Source organism: Methyloversatilis universalis EHg5 (assembly GCF_000378945.1).
GTDB classification, from domain to species: domain Bacteria; phylum Pseudomonadota; class Gammaproteobacteria; order Burkholderiales; family Rhodocyclaceae; genus Methyloversatilis; species Methyloversatilis universalis_A.
Map to the genome: position 1 here is coordinate 4,072,877 of NZ_KB900539.1, position 11,630 is coordinate 4,084,506.

13 protein-coding genes are annotated in these 11,630 nt (G+C 66.0%); 3 read left to right on the forward strand and 10 right to left on the reverse strand.

Annotated features, from left to right (window positions below):
• Positions 1-52 precede the first annotated feature (52 nt).
• Together cobT and METUNV2_RS0118640 are read left to right on the forward strand one after the other, a co-directional pair.
• Positions 53-1,102 (forward strand): nicotinate-nucleotide--dimethylbenzimidazole phosphoribosyltransferase, encoded by a 1,050-nt coding sequence (gene cobT / locus METUNV2_RS0118635; RefSeq protein WP_018230993.1) that lies wholly within the window; start codon positions 53-55, stop codon positions 1,100-1,102.
• 24 nt (positions 1,103-1,126) lie between these two features.
• Positions 1,127-1,891 carry an adenosylcobinamide-GDP ribazoletransferase gene (locus METUNV2_RS0118640; RefSeq protein WP_018230994.1) on the forward strand — a complete coding sequence of 255 codons (765 nt, stop codon included), beginning with the start codon at positions 1,127-1,129 and terminating at the stop codon, positions 1,889-1,891.
• 144 nt (positions 1,892-2,035) lie between these two features.
• Here METUNV2_RS0118640 and METUNV2_RS0118645 read toward each other — a convergent pair whose 3' ends face one another.
• The 4 genes from METUNV2_RS0118645 to mnmG all read right to left on the reverse strand — a co-directional run bounded on the left by METUNV2_RS0118645 (position 2,036) and on the right by mnmG (position 6,309).
• Positions 2,036-2,893, reverse strand: a complete 858-nt coding sequence (locus METUNV2_RS0118645) for a ParB/RepB/Spo0J family partition protein (protein ID WP_018230995.1) — start codon at positions 2,891-2,893, stop codon at positions 2,036-2,038.
• 31 nt (positions 2,894-2,924) lie between these two features.
• Positions 2,925-3,695: a ParA family protein gene (locus METUNV2_RS0118650; protein WP_018230996.1), complete on the reverse strand. Its 771-nt coding sequence runs from the start codon at positions 3,693-3,695 to the stop codon at positions 2,925-2,927.
• Between the two features lie 8 nt (positions 3,696-3,703).
• Positions 3,704-4,342 (reverse strand): 16S rRNA (guanine(527)-N(7))-methyltransferase RsmG, encoded by a 639-nt coding sequence (gene rsmG / locus METUNV2_RS0118655; RefSeq protein WP_018230997.1) that lies wholly within the window; start codon positions 4,340-4,342, stop codon positions 3,704-3,706.
• 77 nt (positions 4,343-4,419) lie between these two features.
• The gene (gene mnmG / locus METUNV2_RS0118660; protein ID WP_018230998.1) at positions 4,420-6,309 is read right to left on the reverse strand and encodes a tRNA uridine-5-carboxymethylaminomethyl(34) synthesis enzyme MnmG; all 1,890 of its coding nucleotides are present in this window, start codon (positions 6,307-6,309) and stop codon (positions 4,420-4,422) included.
• A 165-nt stretch (positions 6,310-6,474) separates the two neighbouring features.
• Between mnmG and METUNV2_RS0118665 the strand changes: the two genes are divergently transcribed.
• Positions 6,475-6,789: a hypothetical protein gene (locus METUNV2_RS0118665; RefSeq protein ID WP_018230999.1), complete on the forward strand. Its 315-nt coding sequence runs from the start codon at positions 6,475-6,477 to the stop codon at positions 6,787-6,789.
• A 27-nt stretch (positions 6,790-6,816) separates the two neighbouring features.
• On the opposite strand, the gene METUNV2_RS0118670 is transcribed toward METUNV2_RS0118665, so the two are convergent.
• The 6 genes from METUNV2_RS0118670 to rpmH all read right to left on the reverse strand — a co-directional run bounded on the left by METUNV2_RS0118670 (position 6,817) and on the right by rpmH (position 11,605).
• Positions 6,817-7,578 (reverse strand): sulfite exporter TauE/SafE family protein, encoded by a 762-nt coding sequence (locus METUNV2_RS0118670; RefSeq protein WP_018231000.1) that lies wholly within the window; start codon positions 7,576-7,578, stop codon positions 6,817-6,819.
• 34 nt (positions 7,579-7,612) lie between these two features.
• Positions 7,613-8,974, reverse strand: coding sequence for a tRNA uridine-5-carboxymethylaminomethyl(34) synthesis GTPase MnmE (gene mnmE / locus METUNV2_RS0118675; RefSeq protein ID WP_026188287.1), 1,362 nt, complete (start codon positions 8,972-8,974; stop codon positions 7,613-7,615).
• 144 nt (positions 8,975-9,118) lie between these two features.
• Positions 9,119-10,765: a membrane protein insertase YidC gene (yidC, locus tag METUNV2_RS0118680; RefSeq protein WP_018231002.1), complete on the reverse strand. Its 1,647-nt coding sequence runs from the start codon at positions 10,763-10,765 to the stop codon at positions 9,119-9,121.
• 32 nt (positions 10,766-10,797) lie between these two features.
• The gene (gene yidD / locus METUNV2_RS0118685; RefSeq protein ID WP_018231003.1) at positions 10,798-11,007 is read right to left on the reverse strand and encodes a membrane protein insertion efficiency factor YidD; all 210 of its coding nucleotides are present in this window, start codon (positions 11,005-11,007) and stop codon (positions 10,798-10,800) included.
• Complete coding sequence (gene rnpA / locus METUNV2_RS19730; protein WP_081618562.1) at positions 11,004-11,384, reverse strand: ribonuclease P protein component; 381 nt, start codon at positions 11,382-11,384, stop codon at positions 11,004-11,006. The genes yidD and rnpA overlap by 4 nt, the downstream gene beginning before the upstream one ends.
• A gap of 86 nt (positions 11,385-11,470) precedes the next feature.
• Entirely contained in the window at positions 11,471-11,605 is a 135-nt protein-coding gene (gene rpmH / locus METUNV2_RS0118695; RefSeq protein ID WP_008063530.1) for a 50S ribosomal protein L34, read from the reverse strand.
• Positions 11,606-11,630 lie beyond the last annotated feature (25 nt).

Sequence of the window (11,630 nt, forward strand, 5' to 3'; positions counted from 1 at the left end):
CCTGCCCGCCAGCCGGCTAAACTGCCGGGCTGCACTGCACCACCGGATCACCATGACGCCCCGCTTCGACCTCGCCCCGCCCGCCCCCGACCTGTCCGCCGCGCTTCAGGCCTGCATCGATAACAAGACCAAGCCGCTGGGCGCACTCGGCCGGCTGGAGGCGCTGGCGCTGCAGATCGGTCAGGTGCTGGGCTCGACCGCGCCCGAACCCGGCACACCGCACCTGCTGGTGTGCGCCGGCGACCACGGCACGCTGCGCGACGCGCGCGGCCGCGGTCTGTCCGCCTACCCGGCCGACGTGACCTGGCAGATGGTCGAGAACTTCCTCGCCGGGGGCGCCGCCATCAACGTGCTGGCGCGCGAGGGCGGCATGACGCTGCACATCGCCGACTGCGGCGTGGCGCACGACTTCGGGCCACGCGCCGGCCTGATCGACGCCAAGGTGGCGTCGGGTACCGCCAGCTGGTTCGACGGCCCGGCGATGACGCCGGCGCAGTGCGCGCAGGCGCTCGACAACGGCGCGCGCATCGCCCGCGACATCGCGGCCAGCGGCGCACGCGTGCTCGGCTTCGGCGAAATGGGCATCGGCAACACCGCCTCCGCCTCACTGATCACCCACCTGCTGACCGGCGCGCCGATGGACGACTGCGTCGGCCGCGGCACCGGCCTCGGCGACGCCGCACTGGCCGACAAGAAGCGGGTGCTGGCCGCGCTGGCCGCCGACTACACCGGCCCGCGCGACGCGTTCGCGGTGCTGGCCGCCTTTGGCGGCTTCGAGATCGCAACCATGGCTGGCGCCATGCTGGGCGCCGCGCAGTCGCGCATGCTGCTGCTGATCGACGGCTTCATCAGTTCGGCCGCCGCGCTGGTCGCCCAGACCCACGCACCGGCGTTGCGCGAGTACTGCGTGTTCTCGCACCGTTCGCAGGAGCGCGGCCACGCGATACAGCTGGAACACATGGGCGCCCGGCCGCTGCTCGATCTGGACCTGCGTCTCGGCGAAGGCACTGGCGCCGCGCTGGCCTGGCCGCTGGTGCGTGCGGCGGCAGCCATCCTGCGCGACATGGCCAGCTTCGATTCGGCCGGGGTGTCGAAGGCGTGAGCGGCGGACAGCGGTAACGCAGCGATGATCCGCCGCGAACTCGAACTGTTCTTCAACGCGCTGCGCTTCTTCACGCGGCTGCCGGTGCCGGCCTGGGTGGGCTGGTCCAACGAACTGATGAATGCCAGCGCGCGCTGGTTTCCGGCCGTGGGCTGGATCGTCGGCGCGGCCGGGGCGGCGGTGCTGTGGATGACCGGTCAGGCGCTGCCGGCCGCACTCGCGGTGGTGCTGTCGACCGCGGCCACGATACGGCTGACCGGCGCTTTCCACGAGGACGGCTGGGGCGATGTGTGCGACGGCTTCGGTGGCGGCTGGTCGCGCGAGCAGATCCTGAGCATCATGAAGGACTCGCGCATCGGCGCCTACGGCGCGATCGGCATCGTGCTCATGCTGGCGGCCAAGCTGGCCGCGCTGTCATCGCTGCCGCTGGCGGGCGCGGTGATCGCACTGCTGGTGGCCCATCCGCTGTCCAGGCTGTGCGCGACCGCACTCATCTACACCATGGCCTACGCGCGCGACGACGACCCGGATGGCGTGTCGCGTGCCAAGCCGCTGGCGGTCAAGCTGTCGGGAGGCGGCATGCTGTGGGCCGCGCTGTGCGGACTGGCGCCGCTGGCGCTGCTGGCACCGGTACAGATCGCCTGGGTGGCCGGACTGGCGGTGCTCGTCACCGTCACCGCCGCCCGCCACTTCCGGCGCCGCATCGGCGGCTATACCGGCGACTGTCTGGGCGCGGTGCAGCAGCTGACCGAACTGGCGGTGTATGTCGCGCTGAGTGTGCAGGTCTGACCGGATCCTGTGAAAGCGGGGCTGCTCGCGATCGCAGCCTGAATCGGAGCCGGCAGTCCGCGATCGCTGCATCGCGACCGGGGGTCGCTGCCACGAAAAGCACACCCGCGCCGTCGTCCGGGCCAGGTGTCGCGAGCGCTCGCGTCAGCCGCGCAGGCGGGCGATCAGGCCGTCCAGCTGGTCGAGATCGGTGAACTTGACGGTGAGCTTGCCAGCGCCGCGCGGGTTGGCCGCAATCGACACCGGTGCGCCGACGATGTCCGACAGTTCCTCTTCCAGCCGCGCCAGGTCGCGCGACGGTTCGGCTTTGGCACGGCTGCCCTGCTCCGCCAGACCGCCGCGCGCCACCAGCTTTTCGGTGTCGCGCACGGTCAGCCCCTGAGCCACCACGCGGTTGGCGAGCGCGATCTGATCGCCCTTGGGCAGGCTCAGCAGCGCACGCGCGTGGCCCATGTCGAGGTCACCGGTCACCAGCTGTTCCTGCACCGGCTCGGCCAGCTGCAGCAGGCGCAGCAGATTGGTGGTGGCAGAACGCGAACGGCCGATGGCATTGGCCGCCTGTTCGTGGGTCATGCCGAATTCGTCGATCAGGCGCTGCACGCCGGCCGCCTCTTCCAGCGGGTTCAGGTTCTCACGCTGGATGTTCTCGATCAGGCTCATCGCCAGCGCGGCATCGTCCGGAATGTCGCGCGCCAGCACCTGCACTTCGCTCAGGCCGGCGATCTGGGCCGCGCGCCAGCGGCGTTCGCCGGCGATGATTTCGAAACGCTCGCCACCGACCCCGCGCACGATGATGGGCTGCATCAGCCCCTGCGACTTGATCGACTCGGCCAGCTCTTCCAGCGAACCCGGATCCATGCGGGTGCGCGGCTGGTACTTGCCCGGCTGCAGCAGGCCGACGTCCAGCGTGCGCAGTTCGCCGCTCTGGGCCGCTTCACCTGAATTGCCAGCCAGCAGTGCGTCGAGGCCGCGGCCGAGGCCCTTGAGTTTGGGAGGAGTCATGGTCGTAGTGCGTTGTTGTTATGGACGATGATCAGTAGGTTTTCACCCGCTCGATCATTTCCTGCGCGAAGGCGCTGTAGGCCTGCGCGCCCTTGGCGTTCTTGTCGAACAGCACGCCGGGGATGCCGTAGCTCGGCGCTTCGGCCAGCCGCACGTTGCGCGGCACCAGGGTGCGGAACACCTTGTCGCCAAAATGCGATTCGAGCTGGCCGGACACCTGCTGCGACAGCGTGCTGCGCGGGTCGAACATGACGCGCAGCAGACCGATGATCTTCAGGTCGCGGTTCAGGTTGGCGTGCACCTTCTTGATCGTGTTCACCAGGTCGGACAGGCCTTCCAGCGCGTAGTACTCGCACTGCATCGGAATGATGACGCCGTGCGCCGCACACAGGCCGTTCAGCGTGAGCAGGCTCAGGCTGGGCGGGCAGTCGATCAGCACGAAATCGTAGTCGGCGGCGTGTTCGGCGATCGCCTTCTTCAGCCGGTTCTCGCGGTTTTCCAGCCCGACCAGTTCGACTTCGGCACCGGCCAGATCACGGTTGGCCGGCAGCACGTCCAGCCCGGCATGCGGGCTGGTAACGCGCGCGTCCGCCAGCGACGACAGGCCGACCAGCACCTGGTACACGCTGGATTTGAGCGTGCGCTTGTCGACGCCCGCGCCCATGGTGGCATTGCCCTGCGGGTCGAGATCGACCAGCAGCGTGCGCTGGCCGGCCTGGCCCAGCGCCGCGGCGAGGTTCACGCTGGTGGTGGTCTTGCCCACCCCGCCCTTCTGGTTCGCGACTGCGAAGATGTGCGGCATGCGCGTTCTCAGGCAGTGGCGGCGTCGCGCGCCAGCCACAGCAGGTGACGCGCACCTTCGACGCCGGGCACCTGCAGCTCTTCCGAACGCACCAGCTTCCAGTCCTTGGGAATCGCGCGCACTTCCTCGTCCGGATACACGCCCTTCATGGCCAGCATGCGGCCGTCCGGCTTCAGCAGATGGCCGGCCACCTTGATGAAGTCAGCCAGATCGCCGAAGGCGCGCGAAATGATGAAATCGCGGCCTTCGGGCAGGTTCACCGCCTCGGCGCGCGCGGTCTGCACCTCGAAGTTCTCGATCGACAGATCCATGCGCGCCTGTTGCTGGAAGGATGCCTTCTTCGAATTCGGCTCGATCGACAGCACGCTGAGATCCGGCCGGGCGATGGCCAGCGGAATGCCGGGCACGCCACCGCCGGAGCCGATGTCGACCAGGGTCGCGCCATCGGGAATGAAACGGGCGACCGACAGCGCATCCAGCAGGTGATGGGTGAGCATGCGGGATTCTTCGCGTATCGCGGTCAGGTTGTAGACCGCATTCCACTTGGCCATCAGTGCGATGTAGCGCAGCAGACGGGTACGGGCTGTCGCGGTGAGCGGCAGGTCCAGTGCGGCGAGGCCGGCGTCGAGTTCGTTTTGCAGGGTCATGACAAATGGGCAGTGCGTCGGATCGAGAAGGCCGGACGGTGTCAGGGTCCGGCCCGGAAAGGGGTGCTGCGCAAAAATCAGGCGGCGTTGCGGACTGCGGCGCGTTTCTTCAGATGCACCAGCAGCAGCGAAATCGCGGCCGGCGTGATGCCCTGGATGCGTGAAGCCTGACCCAGGGTTTCCGGCCGGTGGGTAGTGAGCTTCTGCTGCACTTCGCGCGACAGGCCACCGACCGCGCCGTAATCGAGATCGTCCGGCAGCCGGGTGTCTTCGGTGGCGCGCAGCCTGTCGACCTCGTCCTGCTGGCGGTCGATATAGCCCTGGTACTTGGCCAGAATGTCCAGCTGTTCGATGGCCGGCGCGTGGTCTATCGGCTCCGGCGCGCCGGGCAGCGTCATCAGCGCTTCGTAGCTCACGTCCGGCCGGCGCAACAGATCGAACAGCGAATATTCGCGCTCGATGGCCTTGCCCAGCACACGCACCGCGTCTTCGGCCGGCAGTGTGTCCGGACGGATCCACGTGGAACGCAGCCGCTGTTCCTCGGCGGCGATGGCGTCGCGCTTGCGGTTGTAGGCGTCCCAGCGCAGGTCGTCGATCAGGCCCATTTCACGGGCGGCATCGGTCAGGCGCAGGTCGGCATTGTCTTCGCGCAGACTGAGCCGGTATTCGGCGCGCGAGGTGAACATGCGATAGGGCTCGGACACGCCGCGGGTGATCAGGTCGTCGACCAGCACGCCCAGATAGGCCTGGTCGCGGCGCGGGCACCAGGCGTCGAGGTCCTGCGTCTGGCGCGCGGCATTGAGGCCGGCCAGCAGACCCTGGGCCGCCGCTTCTTCGTAACCGGTGGTGCCATTGATCTGGCCGGCGAAGAACAGCCCGTGGATGGCCTTGGTTTCCAGCGACGCCTTCAGGCCGCGCGGATCGTAGTAGTCGTACTCGATCGCGTAGCCCGGACGCAGGATGTGCGCGTTTTCCAGACCGGGAATGCTGCGCACCAGCTCCACCTGCACGTCGAAGGGCAGCGAGGTCGAAATCCCGTTCGGGTACACCTCGTGTGTGGTCAGCCCTTCCGGTTCGAGGAAGATGTTGTGGCTGTCGCGGTCGGCGAAGCGGTGGATCTTGTCTTCGATGCTGGGGCAGTAGCGCGGGCCCACACCTTCGATCACGCCGGTATACATCGGCGAACGGTCGAGGCCGCCGCGGATGATGTCGTGCGTGCGCAGCGTGGTGTGGGTCATCCAGCACGGCAGCTGGCGCGGGTGCATGTCGCGCGAGCCGATGAAGCTGAATACCGGCACCGGGTCATCGCCCGGCTGCGGCTGCATGACCGAATAGTCGATGCTGCGACCGTCGATGCGTGGCGGCGTGCCGGTCTTCAGCCGGCCCTGCGGCAGCGCCAGTTCCTTCAGCTTTTCGGCCAGACGGATGGCCGGCGGATCCCCTGCCCGACCGGCCGAATGGTTCTGCAGACCCACGTGCACCTTGCCATTCAGGAAGGTGCCGGCGGTCAGTACCACCGCCTTCGCATGAAAGCGGATGCCCACTTCGGTCACCACACCAGCCGCGCGGTCGCCGTCCATGATGAGGTCGGCGGCCGCCTGCTGGAACAGATCGAGATTCGGCTGGTTTTCGAGTCGGCGACGGATCGCCGCCTTGTACAGGATGCGGTCGGCCTGGGCCCGGGTGGCACGCACCGCTGGGCCCTTGCTCGCATTCAGCGTGCGGAACTGTATGCCGCCCTCGTCGGTGGCCAGCGCCATCGCACCGCCCAGCGCATCAACTTCCTTCACCAGATGGCCCTTGCCAATGCCGCCGATCGACGGGTTGCAGGACATCTGGCCCAGGGTTTCGATGTTGTGGGTAAGCAGCAGCGTGCGGGCACCGACCCGCGCGGCGGCGAGCGCGGCTTCGGTGCCGGCGTGGCCGCCACCGATGACGATCACGTCGTAACGGGTCGGAAAATCCATGTTCGCTGCGATGCAAAAAATAGGGGGAAGGGGGCGAATGATACGGCGTCGTGCGCCGAACATAAAGGCGCCAGGTTGACACGGTTTCACTGCCTTACAGTTGCTTACGGCACTAAGAGATCGGCAGCACTATCGTAAGGACGTGTTCCCCAATCGAGAACTGTGATGAAAACGCTTGGAACTGCACTGACTGCGCTGGCGCTGACCTTCAGCGGAAGTGCGCTGGCCGACTGGGATGACCACCGTCGCCACGGCCATCATGGCGGTCACGACAGGCACAGTCACTGGAAGCACCGGGACCATCACCGTCATCATTCGCACCCGTACTACGGACCGACTGTGCGCTACGGCTATTACCCGGCACCGGTGTATGCGGCACCGCCCTACCCCTACTATGGCCCGCCGCCCTACAGCTATCACCGCCCTCGTCACAACGACGGTGTAACCATCATCCTGCCGCCGGTACGCATCGGTTTCTGATGTTTCACGTGGAACATCCTTCGCCGCTCAGCCGGCGAAGGTATCCCAGCTCAAGCGCGCAATCAGCACGCTGACTACGGCAATGAAAACCCGGCGCACGAAAGCGGCGCCATTCTTCATCGCCAGATGCGAACCCACCCAGGCGCCAGCCAGATTGGCCAGCGCCATGGCAGCAGCGATCTTGGCCATGATGGCACCCGCCGGCACGAACCACGAAAGCGCCGCCAGATTGGTGCTCACATTCACCACCTTCGCGGCTGCCGACGCACGCAAGAAATCCCACGCGTAGCAGCGGGCAAACAGAAAGATCAGGAAGCTGCCGGTTCCTGGCCCGAAGAAGCCGTCGTAGAAACCGATGGCTGTACCGAGCAACAACGCCAGACCGTGGCGTGGAGGATGCTCGCTCGTACCGCGCATGACGCCGAAGTCCTTCTTCTTCAGCGTGTAGACCAGCACCGCCAGCAGCAGCACGATCACCACCGGGCGCAAGGCTTGCGGGTGAAACAGGCCGACTGCCGCCGCACCGGCAAATGACGCAATGAAAGCCGCCACGGCAGCCCTGCCCAGTACCGCCCAGTCCATATCAACCGTACGCAGATAGCGCCGGGCAGCAAAACCGGTGCCGACGATGCTGACCGCCTTGTTGGTCCCGAACAGTGTGGCCGGTGGCGCACCGGGGAATACATTGAACAGCAGCGGCACCTGCACCAGCCCGCCGCCTCCGACCATGGCATCGACCAGTCCGGCAAAGAAGGCGCCGGCACACAGCAGGGCGAGATCCGTCAGCACGCGTTCAGTCCCGGATGTTCCACGTGAAACATCCTTACTTGCCTATGCAGAAACGGGAAAAAATTTCGCCCAGAAGATCATCCGGGGTGAACTCGCCGGTGATATCGCCCAGCGCACGGTGCGCCAGTCGCAGCTCTTCGGCGAACAGTTCGAGTTGCAGAACTGCACCTGAAATGCAGCGCCTAGCCGCTTCAAGGTGTTCGACAGCACGGTCAAGCGCATGCAGATGACGGGTACGCGCAGCCAATGCATCTTCCGCCCCGCCCTGCCACGCCACGCAATCGAGCAATGCTCTCTGCAGCAGATCCAGCCCTTCACCGCTGCGCACAGACAGCCACACATTCACGACGCCATCGCACAGCTCGCTGCGCGCGGCACTGCCAAGCAGATCGATCTTGTTGAACACCCGGATGCGCGGCAGACCGGATGGCAGCTGCGCATCGATCACCTGCGCCTCGGTGTCGAAACCGGTCGCCGCATCGACCAGATGCAGCACCGCGTGCGCGCGCTCCAGTTCCCGGCGGGTGCGGGCAATACCGGCCTGCTCCACCGGGTCATCGGTTTCACGCAGACCGGCGGTATCGATCACATGCAACGGTACGCCGTCGATGGCGATCAATTCGCGCAGGGTGTCGCGCGTGGTACCGGCGATATCGGTCACGATGGCCCGCTCTTCTCCGGCCAGCGCATTCAGCAGGCTGGACTTGCCCACATTCGGTGCACCCGCCAGCACGACGGTCAGACCTTCCCTCAACACAGCACCGCAACGTGCCCGCTGACGAAGACGATCGAGCGCCTGCATGACCTCGGCCAGTTTGCCGCGAGCGCCTGCCTGTTCCAGAAACTCGACATCCTCTTCCGGAAAGTCCAGCGTCGCCTCGACGAACATGCGCAAATTGACCAGCGCCTCTTCCAGCCCATGCACGTGACGCGAGAACTCGCCATCCAGCGAACGCATGGCGGAACGTGCCGCAGACGTGGTGGTGGCATCAATCAGGTCCGCCACCGCCTCCGCCTGAGCCAGATCGATGCGGTCGTTCAGAAAGGCGCGCTCGGTAAATTCGCCGGGCCGTGCCGGTCGCGCCCCCAGTTCAAGGCAGCGCGCGAGCAACGCCTGCAGCACTGCGGTGCCGCCATGTCCGTGCAGTTCGAGTACGTGTTCGCCGGTATAGGACGCCGGCGCCTCGAACCATAACGCAATGCCGTGATCGATCACGGCACCGTCGCCGGCCTTGAACCGGCCGAACACGGCCCGGCGCGCAGCGGGCAATCGGCCGAGCACGCCGCGAGCCACCGCTTCGGCGCCGCGACCTGACACACGGATCACCCCTACCCCGCCCCTTCCGGGGGCGGTGGCAATCGCCGCAATGGTGTCGGTCGGTATCGGTCGGGTCATCGATCTGTCCTCATCGAAGCTGCCTGTCGCTGGCGGCTTCGTGTGCGTCTGTGTTCATGTCGGGTGCAGACGTGAAAAGGGCGCCGCCCCCGCCGGAGTATCTCACCCCGGGAGAGCGGCGCCCCTGCGCCGCGTGGTCGCGCGTCAGGCCTTCGCGGCCTTACCACCTTCGATCATGCGGGTGATCTGCCACTGCTGGGCGATCGACAGAATGTTGTTCACCGTCCAGTACAGCACCAGACCGGCCGGGAAGAACAGGAACATGCCGGTGAACACGACCGGCAGGAACAGCATCACCTTGGCCTGGATCGGATCCGGCGGCGTCGGGTTCAGCTTGGTCTGCACGAACATGGTCACACCCATGATGATGGGCAGCACGAAGAACGGGTCCTTGATCGACAGATCGGTGATCCAGCCTATCCACGGTGCATTGCGCATCTCGACGCTGCCCAGCAGCACCCAGTACAACGCGATGAACACCGGAATCTGCACCACGATGGGCAGGCAGCCACCGAGCGGATTGATCTTCTCGGTCTTGTACAGCTCCATCATTTCCTGCTGCATGCGCATGCGGTCATTGGCATGGCGTTCCTTGATCTGCTGCATGCGCGGCGTGACCAGGCGCAGCTTGGCCATGGACTTGTAGCTCGCTGCGGACAGCGGGAAAAAGATGGCCTTGATCAGGATGGTGAGCAGGATGATGGCCCAGCCCCAGTTGCCGACCAGACCGTGCAGCTTTTCCAGCACCCAGTGCATCGGCGAGGCGATGATCTTGAGCCAGCCGTAATCGACCACGTAATCCAGACCCGGCGCCATCGCGTCGAGGTTGGACTGGATCTGCGGACCGGCGTACAGCGGCACGTCGATCGAGGCAGTGGCACCCGGCGCGGCCGCAGCCACCGGCACGATGACGCCGGCGCTGTACAGGTTGTCACCGACCTTCTTCGCGAAGAACTCGCGCTCGACGCCAGCCGCCGGCACGAAGGTGCTCACGAAGTAGTGCTGAACCAGCGCCACCCAGCCATCCGGAGCCTTGCTCTGGAACTTCGCCTTGTCTTTGTCGATATCGCTGAATTCGACCTTCTGGTACTTGCCGGATTCGCTGTAGAACGCCGGGCCGGTGAAGGTGCTCAGCATGCTGGTACCGCTGGAAATCTTGGTGCCGTCGCGCAGCAGCTGGAAGTAGGCGTGGGCCGCGACCGGTGCGCCGGACGCATTGGCGATGTCGAAGCGGGTATCGATCCGGTAGCTGCCGCGGTGGAAGGTGAGTACCTTGGTCACGGTGACGCCGTCCGGGCCGGGCGCGGTCATCTTCAGTTCGACCGTGTCCTGGCCCTCAGCCAGCTTCAGCTCGCCTTCCGGCAGCTGGTACACCGTCTTGTGCGTCGGCAGGCCGGCGCCGATCAGGCCGCTCTGTGCGTGATAGAGGTGGCCACCGTTGCCGCCATTGTCCAGCAGCACGAAATTGCCTTCCGATTCCGGACCCGCCTTGTGCTTCAGCAGTTCAAGACGGATGAGCGAACCGCCTTCGGCCGATACATCGGCGATGAACAGGTCGGTCTCAACCCGGGCCGCCGTCTTCTGGGCCGTAGCTGCTGCCTGCTGCGGTACGTCGGACGGTGCCGCCGGTGCGCTTACGGTCGGCACCGGCGCCTGGGCGCCGGCAGACTGTGCGGTCGCAGCTGCAGCTGCCGGCGGTGCCGGCGGCTGGTTCGAACGCTGCCAGCCGTCCCACAGCATGAATATGGAAAAGAGAAATACGATCAACAGGGCGGAGCGTTGGGTATCCATCGTCGGAGTCGTGTGAAGGTCGGAAGGTGGCGTCAGGGTACCGGGTCGTAACCGCCCGGATGCCACGGATGACAGCGCGACACGCGCTTCAGTGCCAGCCAGCTGCCACGGACACTGCCGTGACGGCGGATGGCTTCGCCTGCGTATTCTGAACAGCTGGGCATGAAACGGCAGTTACGTCCCAGCATGGGGCTGATGGCGTAACGATAGACGGCAAGAAGCCCCAGCAGTACGGATTTCATGCAGGGGCTCCTGACGGCTCGATGATCGGACGACGCATGCGGCCAAGCAGCGCGTCGATTTCTTCGCGCAGGCGCTTGCGGTCCAGTACGTCGGGACGGGCGTTGAGACGCAGAATGATATCGACCGGCTTCAGCGTCGGGCGCTGGTGGCGGAAAGCTTCCCGCGCCAGACGCTTGATCAGGTTGCGGGCGTTGGCGCGCTTCAGGAAACGCTTGGCAACCACGACGCCCAGACGAGCGCCATCGCAGCCGGACGGTCCGTGATGAATCACGAAATGTCGACTGCGCTGGGTACGCCTCAAAGAAAAAACGGATGAGAACTCATCCGTTTTTCTGAGCCGGTATTCGGGACGGAACGCGAAACTGCCGTCTTTCATTTCGGCAGCCTGCTCTCCGGACCGTGCGTGGGGGTTCACCTTTGGGGGCTCACCTGCCAACCGGCCGGAACTGCAGGGGTCTGGCGTCAGACTGCCAGGCGGGCGCGGCCCTTGGAACGGCGGGCGCGGATGACTGCGCGGCCGCCACGGGTGCGCATGCGCTCCAGGAAACCGTGGGTGCGGGCACGACGGACTTTCGACGGCTGATAGGTACGCTTCATGGCGTGCTCTCTGGGTATTGGCGAA